This is a genomic window from Nocardioides sp. OK12, from assembly GCF_024341885.1.
Taxonomy (GTDB): Bacteria; Actinomycetota; Actinomycetes; order Propionibacteriales; family Nocardioidaceae; genus Nocardioides; species Nocardioides marinisabuli.
In genome coordinates this window covers 34,649-48,362 of the sequence record NZ_BNET01000010.1, presented here as the reverse complement: position 1 = coordinate 48,362, position 13,714 = coordinate 34,649, and the positions used below count along the sequence as shown (strand labels likewise).

Annotated in this window: 15 protein-coding genes; 9 read left to right on the top strand and 6 right to left on the bottom strand. The window is 72.8% G+C overall.

Going from position 1 to position 13,714, the window contains the following annotated elements; genetic code table 11:
• Positions 1 to 5 precede the first annotated feature (5 nt).
• Positions 6 to 1,409, bottom strand: a complete 1,404-nt coding sequence (lpdA, locus tag OCU29_RS19395) for a dihydrolipoyl dehydrogenase (RefSeq protein ID WP_261821211.1) — start codon at positions 1,407 to 1,409, stop codon at positions 6 to 8.
• Positions 1,410 to 1,454: 45 nt separating this feature from the next.
• On the opposite strand from lpdA, the gene OCU29_RS19390 reads away from it, so the two are divergent.
• The 3 genes from OCU29_RS19390 to OCU29_RS19380 are packed head-to-tail and all read left to right on the top strand — an operon-like array spanning position 1,455 to position 3,392.
• Complete coding sequence (locus OCU29_RS19390; RefSeq protein WP_179614011.1) at positions 1,455 to 1,907, top strand: gamma-glutamylcyclotransferase family protein; 453 nt, start codon at positions 1,455 to 1,457, stop codon at positions 1,905 to 1,907.
• Between the two features lie 32 nt (positions 1,908 to 1,939).
• Positions 1,940 to 2,755 (top strand): purine-nucleoside phosphorylase, encoded by an 816-nt coding sequence (locus tag OCU29_RS19385; RefSeq protein WP_179614012.1) that lies wholly within the window; start codon positions 1,940 to 1,942, stop codon positions 2,753 to 2,755.
• Between the two features lies 1 nt (position 2,756).
• Positions 2,757 to 3,392 carry a TetR family transcriptional regulator gene (locus OCU29_RS19380; RefSeq protein ID WP_261821210.1) on the top strand — a complete coding sequence of 212 codons (636 nt, stop codon included), beginning with the start codon at positions 2,757 to 2,759 and terminating at the stop codon, positions 3,390 to 3,392.
• Positions 3,393 to 3,408: 16 nt separating this feature from the next.
• On the opposite strand, the gene OCU29_RS19375 is transcribed toward OCU29_RS19380, so the two are convergent.
• Positions 3,409 to 3,684 (bottom strand): hypothetical protein, encoded by a 276-nt coding sequence (locus tag OCU29_RS19375; protein WP_261821209.1) that lies wholly within the window; start codon positions 3,682 to 3,684, stop codon positions 3,409 to 3,411.
• An 82-nt stretch (positions 3,685 to 3,766) separates the two neighbouring features.
• Here OCU29_RS19375 and OCU29_RS19370 point away from each other — a divergent pair, with 82 nt between their 5' ends.
• Positions 3,767 to 5,437 carry a phospho-sugar mutase gene (locus OCU29_RS19370; RefSeq protein WP_261821208.1) on the top strand — a complete coding sequence of 557 codons (1,671 nt, stop codon included), beginning with the start codon at positions 3,767 to 3,769 and terminating at the stop codon, positions 5,435 to 5,437.
• A 7-nt stretch (positions 5,438 to 5,444) separates the two neighbouring features.
• Here OCU29_RS19370 and OCU29_RS19365 read toward each other — a convergent pair whose 3' ends face one another.
• A complete protein-coding gene (locus OCU29_RS19365) occupies positions 5,445 to 6,071 on the bottom strand; it encodes a hypothetical protein (RefSeq protein ID WP_261821207.1) in 627 nt (208 codons plus the stop codon).
• A gap of 82 nt (positions 6,072 to 6,153) precedes the next feature.
• Here OCU29_RS19365 and deoC point away from each other — a divergent pair, with 82 nt between their 5' ends.
• The 5 genes from deoC to OCU29_RS19340 are packed head-to-tail and all read left to right on the top strand — an operon-like array spanning position 6,154 to position 10,623.
• Positions 6,154 to 7,158, top strand: a complete 1,005-nt coding sequence (gene deoC / locus OCU29_RS19360) for a deoxyribose-phosphate aldolase (RefSeq protein ID WP_261821206.1) — start codon at positions 6,154 to 6,156, stop codon at positions 7,156 to 7,158.
• A gap of 4 nt (positions 7,159 to 7,162) precedes the next feature.
• On the top strand, positions 7,163 to 8,599 hold the full coding sequence (locus OCU29_RS19355; RefSeq protein WP_218876211.1) for an aldehyde dehydrogenase family protein: 1,437 nt from the start codon (positions 7,163 to 7,165) through the stop codon (positions 8,597 to 8,599).
• A complete protein-coding gene (locus OCU29_RS19350; protein WP_261821205.1) occupies positions 8,596 to 9,468 on the top strand; it encodes an aldehyde dehydrogenase family protein in 873 nt (290 codons plus the stop codon). The genes OCU29_RS19355 and OCU29_RS19350 overlap by 4 nt, the downstream gene beginning before the upstream one ends.
• Positions 9,465 to 10,079, top strand: coding sequence for an ATP-binding protein (locus OCU29_RS19345; protein ID WP_261821204.1), 615 nt, complete (start codon positions 9,465 to 9,467; stop codon positions 10,077 to 10,079). The genes OCU29_RS19350 and OCU29_RS19345 overlap by 4 nt, the downstream gene beginning before the upstream one ends.
• Complete coding sequence (locus OCU29_RS19340; RefSeq protein ID WP_261821203.1) at positions 10,072 to 10,623, top strand: hypothetical protein; 552 nt, start codon at positions 10,072 to 10,074, stop codon at positions 10,621 to 10,623. The genes OCU29_RS19345 and OCU29_RS19340 overlap by 8 nt, the downstream gene beginning before the upstream one ends.
• Before the next feature lie 78 nt (positions 10,624 to 10,701).
• Here the strand turns inward: OCU29_RS19340 and OCU29_RS19335 are convergent, their stop codons facing one another.
• The 3 genes from OCU29_RS19335 to OCU29_RS19325 form a co-directional block, all read right to left on the bottom strand.
• Positions 10,702 to 11,973 carry an HNH endonuclease signature motif containing protein gene (locus tag OCU29_RS19335; RefSeq protein ID WP_261821202.1) on the bottom strand — a complete coding sequence of 424 codons (1,272 nt, stop codon included), beginning with the start codon at positions 11,971 to 11,973 and terminating at the stop codon, positions 10,702 to 10,704.
• A gap of 160 nt (positions 11,974 to 12,133) precedes the next feature.
• Positions 12,134 to 12,595 carry a DUF3592 domain-containing protein gene (locus tag OCU29_RS19330; RefSeq protein ID WP_179614020.1) on the bottom strand — a complete coding sequence of 154 codons (462 nt, stop codon included), beginning with the start codon at positions 12,593 to 12,595 and terminating at the stop codon, positions 12,134 to 12,136.
• Entirely contained in the window at positions 12,592 to 13,695 is a 1,104-nt protein-coding gene (locus OCU29_RS19325; protein ID WP_261821201.1) for an adenosine deaminase, read from the bottom strand. The genes OCU29_RS19330 and OCU29_RS19325 overlap by 4 nt, the downstream gene beginning before the upstream one ends.
• Positions 13,696 to 13,714: the final 19 nt, after the last annotated feature.

The window sequence follows — 13,714 nt, the reverse complement described above, 5'->3', positions numbered from 1 at the left end:
GGGTGTCAGAGGTTGATCATGTGGCCGGCGATCCCCTCGACGGCCTCCTTCATCGCCTCCGACAGGGTCGGGTGCGCGAAGACGTTGCGGGCGACCTCGTCGGCGGTGAGGTCCCACTTCTGCGCCAGCGTCAGCGCCGGCAGCAGCTCGGTGACCTCGGGGCCGATCATGTGGGCGCCGATGATCTCGTTGTGCTCGGCGTCGGCGACGATCTTGACGAACCCGACGCCCTCGGCCATGCCGCGGGCCTTGCCGTTGGCCGAGAACGGGAACTGCGCGGTTTTGACGTCGTAGCCCTTCTCCTTCGCCTGCTCCTCGGAGTAGCCGAAGGAGGCGATCTGGGGCTGGCAGAAGGTGGCGCGCGGGATCATGTCGAAGTCGATCTCGACGGTCTCGGCGCCGGCGATGGTCTCGGCGGCGATGACACCCATCGACTCCGCGGTGTGGGCCAGCATCAGCTTGCCGGTGACGTCACCGATCGCCCAGACGCCGTCGACGTTGGTGCGCCCGCGCGCGTCGACCGCGATCGCGCCGCGCTCGGTGAGCTCAACGCCGGTCGCGTCGAGGCCGAAGCCCTCGACGCGGGGCGCGAAGCCGATCGCCTGCATGACCTTGTCGGCCTCGAGCACCTGCTCCTCGCCGTCCTTGGTGACGGTGACCTTCACCTTCTCGGCGGAGTCGTCGATCTTCTCGACCTTGGTCGAGAGCATGACGTCGACGCCGAGCTTCTTGTACTGCTTGAGCAGCTCCTTGGACACGTCGGCGTCCTCGGTGGGCACCATCCGGTCGAGGAACTCGACGATGGTCACCTTCACGCCGAAGTTGACCATCACGTAGGCGAACTCGACGCCGATGGCGCCGGAGCCGGCGATGATGATCGAGCCGGGCAGCTGGTCGGTGAGGATCTGCTCCTCGTAGGTGACCACGCGCTCGCTGAGCTCGGTGCCGGGGATCAGCCGGGTCTTGGCACCGGTGGCGATGATCAGGTCGTCGCAGGTGTGGGAGGTGGTGTTGCCGTCGGCGTCCTTGACGTCGATGCCGTGCTTGCCGTCGGTGGTGCCGGTCAGGGTGCCCCAGCCGTCGACCTCGGTGATCTTGTTCTTCTTCATCAGGTAGTGCACGCCCTTGGCGCTGGCCTCGGCGACCTTGCGGCTGCGCGCGTGGGTCGGGCCGAAGGCCATCGTGGCGTCGCCCTCGATGCCGAAGGTCTTCTTCTCGTGGGTGATGAGGTGGGAGATCTCGGCGTTGCGCAGGAGGGCCTTGGAGGGGATGCAGCCGACGTTGAGGCACACACCGCCCCAGTACTTCTCCTCCACGACCGCCACCGACTTGCCGAGCTGAGCAGCTCGGATCGCCGCGACGTAGCCTCCGGGGCCGGCACCAAGAACGAGAACATCGAAGTGGGTCACGCCCCCACCCTAATGCCGATCGCCGACGGTCTAGCCTTCGGTGTCGTGACGCTCTACGCCGCTTACGGGACCAACCTCGATCCGGGCCGCATGGGCGAGCGCTGCCCGCACTCCCCGCTGCGCACCACCGGCTGGCTCGGGGGCTGGCGTCTCACCTTCGGGGGTGAGGAGCACGGCTGGGACGGCGCGCTGCCCACCCTCGTGCAGGACCCCTTCGAGCAGGTCTTCGTCGCGCTCTACGACGTGACCCGCGAGGACGAGAAGCTCCTGGACTCGCTGGAGTCGGCCGACTCGGGCCTCTACCGCAAGACCAAGGTGCGGGTCTCGACCATGACGGGCGAGGAGGTCGCCTGGACCTACGTCCTCGACGCCTACGAGGGCGGCCTGCCCTCGGCCCTGCACCTGGGCGTCCTCGCCGACGCCGCCGAGGCGGCCGACGCCCCCGCCGACTACGTGGCGGCCCTGCGGCGCCGGCCGTGTCGTTCCACCGGTCTCTGACGCGCGCGGCCCCCAGCGTCTAGAGTCGCGGCGTGAATCACAGCGCCGCACCCACAGCCACGCCGTACGAGCTCGCGCAGGAGGCCGCCCAGCGGCTCGCGGAGCTGACCGGCGTCGAGCGCCACGACGTCGCCCTCGTGCTCGGCTCGGGCTGGCTGCCCGCCGTCGACGCCCTGGGCGAGGCGACGGCCGAGATCGAGACCACCGACCTGCCCGGCTTCAGCGCGGCGGCCGTGGCCGGCCACTCCGGCAGGATCCGGTCGGTGCGCCAGGGCGAGCGCAACCTGCTGGTCTTCCTCTCCCGCACCCACTACTACGAGGGCCGCGGCGTCGAGGCGGTCGTGCACCCGGTGCGCACCGCGGCCGCCGCGGGCTGCTCGACGATCGTGCTGACCAACGGCTGCGGCGGCCTCAACCCGGCGTGGACGCCGGGCACCCCGGTCCTGATCAAGGACCACCTCAACCTCACCGCCCGCTCCCCCATCGTCGGCGCGACCTTCGTCGACCTCACCGACCTGTACTCCGCCCGGCTGCGGGCGCTGTGCCGGGAGGTCGACGAGACCCTCGACGAGGGCGTCTACGCCCAGTTCCCCGGCCCCCACTACGAGACCCCGGCCGAGGTGCGGATGGCCGGCGTGCTCGGCGCCGACCTCGTCGGCATGTCGACCACGCTCGAGGCGATCGCGGCCCGCGAGGCCGGGATGGAGGTCCTCGGCATCAGCCTGGTCACCAACCTGGCCGCCGGCATCAGCGACCAGCCCCTGGACCACCAGGAGGTCATCGAGGCCGGGCGCGCCGCGGCGGAGCGGATGGGCGGCCTCCTGGGCCGCATCGTCCCGCGGGTCTGAGATGAGCAACGACAGCGGGGCCGAGACCCGCCAGCGACTGATCGCGGCGGCCAGCGGCGCCTTCGCCGAGCACGGCACGGCCAACGCCTCCCTGCTCGACATCACCCGGCAGGCCGGCCAGCGCAACCGCGGCGCCGTGCACTACCACTTCGGGACCCGCGAGGGCCTGATCGCGGCGGTGCTCGAGCAGCACGCCGCGTTCCTGAGCGAGCGCGAGCTCGCGCTCCTGGCCGCCGCCCGCGAGCGCCCGGGCGACCTGGCGGCCGCCGTCGAGGCCTCTGCGCGCCCGACCACCGAGCTGGCCGAGACCGGCAGCAGCGGTCGCCACTACGTCCAGATCGTGGCCGAGCTGGTCGCCGAGGAGCGCATCGACATCCACCCGGGGGTGCGCGAGGCGCTCGAGCGCACCGGCGGCTGGGCGGTCTTCGAGGAGATCCGCGCCCGGCTGCCGGAGATGCCCGCGCACATCGTCGAGGAGCGCCTCGCGCTGGTGACCGGCTTCCTGCTGCGCGCCGTCAGCGACCGCGCCCGCGCCATGGACCGCGAGCACTCGCGCCGGCCGCAGCTGGGGACCGACGAGTTCGTCGGCAACCTGGTGCGGATGATCGTCGCGATGCTCCAAGCACCCGTGGAGTGAGACGGGCGGTCACCGCTCAGGAGTAGCGGTGGCTCTTCGCGGCGTGCCCGTGCTCCCGGGTGCAGGTGCGCCCGCTCATGTTGCGGTGCCCGCACAGTGCGTCGCTGGCCGGGGCGTCGCTGGCCGGGGCGTCCGGGGTCGTCGAGGACCTCGGGGCCGCCGGCGCCACCGGGGGCGGCGTGGCGACCTTCCGGGTGGTCTTCGTGGTCTTCTGGGCTGTCTTCTGGGCCGTCTTCTGGGCGGCCTCGTACTTGGCCTCGCGCATCGCCCGCAGGGCGTCCATCTTGCTCATCGTCGCTTCACCCCTCGATCCTAGGCGCGGGCACCGACACCTCCCCCGGGCAGGACCCCTCGCCAGGGGCTAGCGTGCGGGCATGACCTCGCCGACCTCCTCGACCGAGCTGCTCGACCGCGCCCGCGCCTGGGCCGACGCCGACCCCGACCCGACGACCCGCGACGAGCTGGAGCGGCTCGTGGCGTCCGTCGAGTCCGGCGACGAGGCCGCCCGCGCCGACCTGGCCGACCGCTTCGACGGCACCCTCGAGTTCGGCACCGCCGGCCTGCGGGGCGCGATGGGCGCGGGGCCCAACCGGATGAACCGCGTGGTGGTCTCGCGGGCCGCGGCCGGCCTGGCGGCGTACCTGGTCGCCGACGCCGAGGGTGGGCACGCCGGTCGTGGCGCGGTGGTGATCGGCTACGACGCCCGCCACCTCTCCGAGCAGTTCGCCCGCGACAGCGCCGAGATCATCAACGGCGCCGGGCTCGACGTGTGGCTGCTGCCGCGCCCACTGCCCACCCCCGTGCTGGCCTACGCCATCCGCGAGCTCGGCTGCGTGGCCGGCGTGATGGTCACCGCCAGCCACAACCCCCCGCAGGACAACGGCTACAAGGTCTACCTCGGTGACGGCAGCCAGATCGTGCCGCCCGCCGACGCCGAGATCGCCGAGCGGATCGCCGCGGTCGGCGAGCTGTCGTCGGTGCCCCGCGCCGACGGCGCCCGGGTGCTCGACGAGAACATCCTCGACGCCTATCTCGACACCGTCGCGGCGCTGGCCGGCGACGGCCCGCGCGACCTCGACGTCGTCTACACCCCGCTGCACGGCGTCGGCGGCAGCACGGTGGCGCAGGTGCTCGAGACCGCCGGCTTCGCGGCCCCCCGGGTCGTGGAGCAGCAGGAGCAGCCCGACGCCGACTTCCCCACCGTGCCCTTCCCGAACCCCGAGGAGGACGGGGCCATGGACCTGGCGCTCGCCCTCGCCGAGCGCACCGACGCCGACCTCGTGGTGGCCAACGACCCCGACGCCGATCGTTGCGCGGCCGCGGTGCCCACGCCGACCGGCTGGCGGATGCTGCGCGGCGACGAGGTGGGCGCGCTGCTCGCCTCCCACCTGGTGGGCCGCGGGGTCACCGGCACCCTGGCCACGAGCATCGTGTCGTCGAGCCTGCTGGGCAAGATCGCCGCCGCCGCCGGCCTGCCGTACGCCGAGACGCTCACCGGCTTCAAGTGGATCGGTCGCGTCGAGGGGCTCTCCTTCGGCTACGAGGAGGCGCTCGGCTACTGCTGCGACCCCGAGCACGTGCGCGACAAGGACGGCGTCTCGGCGCTGCTGCTGCTCTGCGAGATGGCCGCCGACGCGAAGGCCCAGGGGCGCACCCTGCTCGACCTGCTCGACGACCTGGCCACCGAGCACGGCCTGCACGCCACCGATCAGGTCAGCGTGCGGGTGGAGAATCTCAGCCTGATCACCGACGCGATGGCGCGGCTGCGCGAGCAGCCGCCGACCGAGCTCGGCGGCCTGGCGGTCGAGGGCGTCGACGACCTCGCCGAGGGCTCCGCCGACCTGCCGCCGACCGAGGGCCTGCGCTACCGGCTGGCCGACGGGGCCCGCGTGGTGGTCCGCCCCAGCGGCACCGAGCCCAAGCTGAAGGCCTACCTCGAGGTCGTGGTGCCGGTGCGCGACGAGCCCGTCGAGGCGGCCCGCATCTCGGCCGCCACGCGCCTCGACGCGCTCGGGGGCGACGTACGGGCCGCGCTCGGTCTCTAGCTGAGTCTCAGCCCAGCAGCAGGCTGAGCACGACGACGGCGCCCGCGAGCACCGTGAGCCCGATCTGCACGAGCGCCGGGCGGCGCACGACCTGGGCGGCCAGCGCGGCCTGCTCGCTGCTGCCGAGCTTGACGCGGTGCCGGCTGCGGGCCTGGGCCGCCAGCTCGCGCAGCCGGTCCTCGACGAAGTCGGCGTAGTTCATGCCCTCCTCGGCGACCAGGCCCTCCCCCGGCACCGGCGTCATCGCCAGCTCCCGGGTCGAGCGCGGCTTGCGCAGGGCCTGGCGGAAGGTGCGGCCCACCGCCGGGGAGACGTAGCGCTTGTCGCCGACGAGCACGGCGAGCACCTGGCGCACCGCCACGGTCTCGACACCGGCCAGCGGCAGCCGGACGGTCTCGAAGAGGTTGACCATCTCGAGCTCGTCGTCGGTGGCGCGCACCACGGGCTTGAGCATCGAGCCGTGCACCAGGACGCCGACGAGCACCGCCACGGCCATCGTGGTGACCCCGAAGCCGGAGCCCGGGTCGACCAGGCCGATCACCACGACCCCGGCGCAGACCAGGAGGCCCACCACCCCCAGGAAGCGTCCGCTCGTCGGCTTGAAGACCTCGACGTACTCGTCCGGGCCGGTCATGACAGGTGCTCCGTCCAGGGGCGGGGGTGGGGGGCTGCTCGACGGTTGTGGCGCCGTCGGCCGCCAACCTTATGCTGGCCCAATGCCCTCCACGCCCACCACGGACGCCCCGGCCGCCACCGCGACCGGCGCGGCCACCGGTTCCGCCACCGGCGGGAACTTCTCGGACGTCACCCGCTCCGACGCGTCCCTGCGCCGGTTCCTGCACGGCCTGCCCGGCGTCGACCAGGTCGGCGCCGAGGCGCGCGCCGCCTCGTTGAGCACCCGGTCGATCAAGACCACCGCGAAGGCGCAGGCCATCGACCTGGCCATCCGGATGGTCGACCTGACCACGCTCGAGGGCGCCGACACCCCCGGCAAGGTCCGCGCGCTGGCCAGCAAGGCGATCCGCCCCGACCCCGCCGACGCGTCGTGCCCGCCGGTCGCGGCCGTGTGCGTGTACGGCGACCTGGTCGCCACCGCGCGCGAGACCCTCGGCGACAGCGGCGTCCACGTCGCCGCCGTGGCCACCGCGTTCCCCAGCGGCCGCGCCTCGCGCGAGGTCAAGCTCGCCGACACCCGTGAGGCCGTCGCAGCGGGCGCCGACGAGATCGACATGGTCATCGACCGCGGCGCGTTCCTGGCCGGGCGCTACCTCGACGTCTACGAGGAGATCGTGGCGGTCAAGGAGGCCTGCGGGCCCGCCCACCTCAAGGTGATCTTCGAGACCGGCGAGCTGCAGACCTACGACAACGTCCGGCGCGCCTCGTGGCTGGCGATGATGGCCGGCGGCCACTTCATCAAGACCTCCACCGGCAAGACCCAGCCGGCCGCGACCCTGCCGGTCACCATGATCATGCTCGAGGCCGTGCGCGACTGGCGCGAGGCCACCGGGCAGATGGTGGGCGTCAAGCCCGCCGGCGGCATCCGCTCCACCAAGGACGCGATCAAGTACCTGGTCACCGTCAACGAGGTCGCCGGCCCCGACTGGCTCGACCCCGACTGGTTCCGCTTCGGCGCCTCCACGCTGCTCAACGACCTGCTGATGCAGCGGACCAAGATGCGCACCGGCCGCTACTCCGGCCCCGACTACTTCACCCTGGACTGATCGCATGAGCATCTTCGAGTACGCCCCCGCCCCCGAGTCCCGCGCGATCGTCGACATCAAGGGCTCCTACGGGCTCTTCGTCAACGGTGAGTTCACCGACGGCCACGGCACCCCCTTCAAGACGGTCAACCCGGCCACCGAGGAGGTGCTCGCCGAGGTCGCCGAGGCCGACGCCTCCGACGTCGACGCCGCGGTCAAGGCCGCGCGCAAGGCCTACGACAAGGTCTGGGGCCCGATGCCCGGGCGCGAGCGCGCCAAGTACCTCTACCGCATCGCGCGCATCCTGCAGGAGCGCTCCCGCGAGATCGCGGTGCTGGAGACCATCGACAACGGCAAGCCGATCAAGGAGTCGCGCGACGTCGACGTCCCGACCGCGGCGGCCTTCTTCTTCTACTACGCCGGGTGGGCCGACAAGCTCGAGCACTCCGGCTACGGCAGCACCCCGCTGGGCGTGGCCGGCCAGGTCATCCCGTGGAACTTCCCGCTGCTGATGCTGGCCTGGAAGATCGCCCCGGCGCTGGCCTGCGGCAACACCGTGGTGCTCAAGCCCGCCGAGACCACGCCGCTGACGGCGCTGCTCTTCGCCGAGATCTGCCAGCAGGCCGACCTGCCCCCCGGCGTCGTCAACATCATCACCGGCGCCGGCGCCACCGGCGAGGCCCTGGTGGGCCACCCGGGCGTCGACAAGGTCGCCTTCACCGGCTCCACCGGGGTCGGCAAGGCCATCGCGCGCACCGTCGCGGGCAGCGACAAGAAGGTGACCCTGGAGCTCGGCGGCAAGGCCGCCAACATCGTCTTCGACGACGCCCCCATGGACCAGGCGGTCGAGGGCATCGTCAACGGCATCTTCTTCAACCAGGGCCACGTGTGCTGCGCCGGCTCGCGGCTGCTGGTGCAGGAGTCGGTGGCCGACGAGGTGCTCGAGCGCCTCAAGCGCCGGATGTCGACGCTGCGCCTGGGCGACCCGCTCGACAAGAACACCGACGTGGGCGCCATCAACTCCGCCGCCCAGCTGGCCCGCATCCGCGAGCTCTCCGACGTCGGCGAGGCCGAGGGCGCCGGGCGCTGGTCGCCCGAGTGCGAGCTGCCCGCCAACGGCTTCTGGTTCCCGCCCACGGTCTTCACCGGGGTCTCCCAGGCGCACCGCATCGCGCGCGAGGAGATCTTCGGCCCCGTGCTGTCGGTGCTGACCTTCCGCACCCCCAGCGAGGCGGTCGAGAAGGCCAACAACACGCCGTACGGCCTCTCGGCGGGGATCTGGACCGACAAGGGCTCGCGCATCCTCGACATCGCCGGGCGCCTGCGCGCCGGCGTCGTGTGGGCCAACACGTTCAACAAGTTCGACCCCACCAGCCCCTTCGGCGGCTACAAGGAGTCGGGCTACGGCCGCGAGGGCGGGCGCCACGGCCTCGCCGCCTACCTGAAGGGAGCCGACGCGTGAGCAACCGCATCGACGTCCGCAAGACCTACAAGCTCTTCATCGGCGGCGCCTTCCCGCGCTCGGAGTCGGGCTACTCCTACGTCGTCAACGACCACAAGGGAGCCTTCGTGGCCAACGCCGCCCTCGCCTCGCGCAAGGACGCCCGCGACGCCGTCGGCGCGGCCCGCAAGGCCCAGTCCGGCTGGGCCGGGCGCACCGCCTACAACCGCGCGCAGATCCTCTACCGGGTCGCCGAGGTGATGGAGGACCGCCGCCCGCAGTTCGTGCAGGCCGTCCAGCAGTCCGAGGGGCTCTCGGGCAGCAAGGCCGAGCGGGTCGTCAACGAGGCCGTCGACCGGTGGGTCTGGTACGCCGGGTGGGCCGACAAGCTCGCCCAGGTCGTCGGCAACGCCAACCCGGTCGCGGGGCCGTTCTTCAACCTCTCCACCCCCGAGCCGACCGGCGTCGTGGCGGTGCTCGCCCCCGAGCGCTCCTCGCTGCTGGGCCTGGTCTCGGTGCTGGCGCCGGTGATCGTCAGCGGCAACACCGCCGTGCTGGTCTCCTCCTACTCGCGCCCGCTGCCGGCGGTGAACCTCGCCGAGGTGCTCGCCACCAGCGACGTGCCGGGAGGCGTGGTCAACATCCTCACCGGCAAGGCGGCCACCGTGGCGCCGTGGCTGGCCGCCCACATGGACGTCAACGCGATCGACCTGTGCGGCGTCGCGGGTGACGCGACCCTGGCCACCGAGCTCGAGGTCGCGGCCGCCGACAACCTCAAGCGGGTGCGCCGTGCTCCCGCCGCCGAGCCCGACTGGAGCGCCGAGCCCGGCCTCGAGCCGATGACGGCGTTCCTGGAGACCAAGACGGTGTGGCACCCCATGGGGGTGTGAGCGTCCTGCTCGCCCAGGTCATCGTCCTGGCCGGCCCCTCGGGGTCGGGCAAGTCCCGGCTCGCCGAACGCCTCGGCCTGCCGGTGCTGCGCCTCGACGACTTCTACAAGGACGGCGACGACCCGTCGCTGCCGCGCATCACCGAGGGCCCCAACGCCGGGATCGTCGACTGGGACCACCCCGACTCGTGGCTGCCCGACGACGCGCTGGCGACCATGCGCGAGCTGTGCGAGCGCGGCCGGGCCGACGTGCCGGTCTACGAGATCGCCCGCAACGGCCGCACCGGGTGGCGCCCGGTCGACCTGGGCGGGGCGCCGCTCTTCGTGGCCGAGGGCATCTTCGCCCCCGGCGTCGTGGAGCCCGCGCGGACCGCGGACCTGCTGGCGGCGGCGTACTGCATCAGGCGCAGCACGGCGCGCACCTTCTGGCTGCGGTTGACCCGTGACCTGCGCGAGCGGCGCAAGCCGCCGCCGGTGCTGGTGCGCCGCGGGCTCGCCCTGGCCCGGGCCCAGCGCGGCGTCGTCGCCGACGCGGTCGCGAAGGGCTGCGAGCCGGTCTCGCCGACCGAGGCGCTCGAGCGGGTCGCAGCGATGCGTCCGGACCGTGTCTGACCCACGCTGGCCGCACCGCCAGCCCGACCAGCGCTCCTGCGGCGCCGCCTGCCTGGTCGTGGCCACCATGCTCACCGACGCGTCGTACGACGCCCGGCTGCGCGCCGACCCCGGCTCCTGGCCCGCCGAGGTGCTGCGCGTGCACCGCGAGGTGACCGGGCTGCGCGACCACGGTGCCGCCGCGCTGCCGTGGCCGCGGTTGCTCGGCACTCCCCCGTGGGCGGTCGCCCGGCGCCTCTCGCGGCGTCCGGGTGGGCGGTGGCGCACCGGGCTGGTGCGGCTGGGTGCCCGGTCCGGTGCCTTCGCCTCGCTGCTCGTGCTCGCGGGCCACGACGTGCCGGTGCCGCTGTACGTCGGGTCGACCCTGCTGCCGCGGCACGTGGTGCTGGTGGTCGGGGTGCGCGGCGAGGACCTGCTGGTCTGGGACCCAGCGCGCGGCGCGACGATGCGCGTGACCCGGGAGGCGTTCGAGACCGGGCGGCTGCCGTTCGGGCGCTGGCGCACGCCGTGGTTCGTGGTGGCACCGGCTGCCGTCGCCGGCTGAGCGGGCGCGTCCGGTGGAGCGGTGCGTCAGCAACCGGACTGGCTGTCAGGACGGTTGCCAGCCCACCGCTACGTCGGCCTAGGTTCGTCGGTGGAACTGCACCTGGTTGTCGGCGCCGACGTCGGCCTCGTACTCCGGGTCGTGGATGCGTCGGTGGTGGAAGGGGCACAGCAGCCGCCCCCGTCGGGTGGCGGTGTGGCCCTCGTGCGACCAGAAGTCCTCGTGGTGGGCGTGGCACATCGCGGGCGGGGCGTCGCAGCCGTGGGCGGTGCAGCCCCTGTCGCGCACGCCGAGTGCGACGCGTTGCGGGACAGTGAAGAACCGTTGGGTGCGGCCGACGTCGAGGGGCTGGCCGTCGCCACCCAGGACGACAGGGATGACGCCGGCCTCACAGGCCAGGCGTCGCGCGGTCGCTGCGCTGAGGCGGGCGCCGGTGTCGAGCGTGGCGGCGGCGAGGCCGTCCTGCAGCGACTCGAGGCTCATCGTCACCACGACCGTGGCGTTCACGCCGCCGGCGCGAGGAAGGTCGGCCGGGTCGAGGCGTTCGACGAGCTCGACGAACGCCGCCCCGAGGCGCTGCGCGGTGGGGCGACGTACCGGAACCGGCGCCTCGTCCTGCTCGCTCTCCCCAGCCGCGGCGGCGTGGGTGGCGATCTGGTGCTTGGGGGCGGCGAACGCCAGCAGTGCCCGCTCGAGCATCTGACCGACCAGCAGCGGCACCGTGAAGCTGCCCTTGATGCGGCCCTGCCCGTCCTCGCGAAGCCGGAGGACCGCGGACCTCTCCGCCTCGCGCTCCTCGCGGTCCAGCTGCTCGGCCTCCCACGCCTCGGCGACCTCGGGAGCCACGACCTCGAGTATGCGTCGGCCCAGGACGCGGAGCGCCTTGGCGTCGTGGACCTCCGCGAACGCCACCAGCGCTCTGGTCGCCTGTTCCAGCACTCCGGCGTCGAGGTCGTCGGGCAGGTCGTCCAGCGCAGTGCAGATCACCGACGCCTGCTCCGCGAGCACCTCGCCGCGACCCACTGCCTCCCGCACGAGGTCGTACCGATCCAGACCCTCGGCCAGGCGCACCTGACGGAACGACTCCCGCTTCGTCGACCGCGTCGCGTTGGAGTGCCACACCGCCACGGACGGCGATGCATTCGTCTCCGCCACCGTCACCGTCTCGGCGTGCGACAACAAGCGCGAGCGCACCTCCACCAACCGGGCCTCGGCCCGGGAGACCTCGACCAACGCCTCGGCCGTCGCCGCCCGGCTCATCGACCACGAGGGCGTACCGGCCACCTCGTCGAGGGCGGCGTGCACCCGCGCGACGGCACCGCCGATGGGGTGTGCCGCGGTGGTGGACATGAGTAAAGCATCTCAGGGCCCACCGACAAAGCACCAGGTCAAACCCCGTTTTCCACAGGAAGATCGAAAACTTTTTCGAGGGGTCAGAAGTGACCGGTCGAGGGTGCAGAACTGACCGGTCGAGGGTGCAGAAGTGACTGGTCGGCTGTCAGGACGGCCGCTACAGCGTGCGGGCGATGCCGAGGATGACGACCCAGGCGACGGGGAGCGACATGCCGAGGCCGAGCATCATCCGGGCCAGGGCCATCGACGTGGCGCCGGCGCCGGCGACGGGGTCGGCGCTGGCGAGCACGACGCGAGAGGGGTGCCGGGGGTCGTAGCGGACCTCGACCTGCTCCCCCACGTGCGGCACCGGGGGCTCGACGCCGGTCATCGTCTGGGCCTCGACGTCGCGCTCGCCGACGCGGTAGCGCAGCTGCTGGTAGTAGATCGTCACCGGCTCCCCGGCCATCGCCACGTCCTTGGGCAGCGACTCGAGCACCTCGGCGGTCGTCGGCTCCGAGCGCTCGCCGAAGCCGGCGGCCTCGCGCCGCTGGCGCAGGCCGACCACGGCCAGCACGACGCCGGCCAGCAGCGCCAGCACCGCGGCGCCGAGCATGACCACGCTCAGCGCGAGGTTCACGCGCCCTCCGCGGCCAGGGCGGCGTACCCGGGCTTGATGACCTCGTCGATGATCGCGAGGCGCTCGTCGAAGGGCAGGAACGCCGACTTCATCGCGTTGATGGTGAACCAGCGCAGGTCGTCGAGGGTGTAGCCGAAGGCGTCGACGAGCGCGGTCATCTCCTTGGTCATCGAGGTGTCCGACATCAGCCGGTTGTCGGTGTTGACCGTGACCCGGAAGCGCAACCGGGTCAGCAGCCCGATCGGGTGCTCGGCGATCGAGCTGGCCGCGCCGGTCTGCACGTTGCTGGCCGGGCACAGCTCGAGCGGCACCCGCCGGTCGCGCACGTACGCCGCCAGGCGGCCCAGGGTGACGGTGCCGTCGTCGGCGACCTCGATGTCGTCGACGATGCGCACGCCGTGCCCGAGCCGGTCGGCGCCGCACCACTGCAGCGCCTGCCAGATCGAGGGCAGCCCGAAGGCCTCGCCGGCGTGGATGGTGAAGTGGCCGTTCTCGCGCTGGAGGTACTCGAAGGCGTCGAGGTGGCGGGTCGGGGGGTAGCCGGCCTCGGCGCCGGCGATGTCGAAGCCGGCGACGCCGCGGTCGCGCCAGGCGACCGCGAGCTCGGCGATCTCCATCGAGCGGGCCTGGTGGCGCATGGCGGTCAGCAGCTGGCGCACCACGATGGCGCCGTCGGCGGCGCTGACGGCCTCGTCGAAGCCCTGCTTCACCGCGGCCACCACCTCGTCGAGGCTCAGCCCGTGCTCGACGTGCTGCTCGGGGGCGTAGCGCACCTCGGCGTAGACGACGCCGTCGGCGACCAGGTCCTCGACGAACTCACGCGCGACCCGGGTCAGCGCCGGCGCGGTCTGCATCACCGCCACGGTGTGCTGGAAGGTCTCGAGGTAGCGCTCCAGGGAGCCGGAGTCGGCCGACTCGGCGAACCACTGCGCCAGCGACTCGGCCGTGTCGGCCGGCAGCGCGTGGTCGATCTCGCGGGCCAGCTCCAGCACCGTGGCCGGGCGCAGCCCGCCGTCGAGGTGGTCGTGCAGCACCACCTTGGGTGCGCGGGCCACCTGGCTCGCGGTCGGGACGATAGGTTCGGTGCGGGTGCTGCTCATGGCGGCATCCTTGCACCCC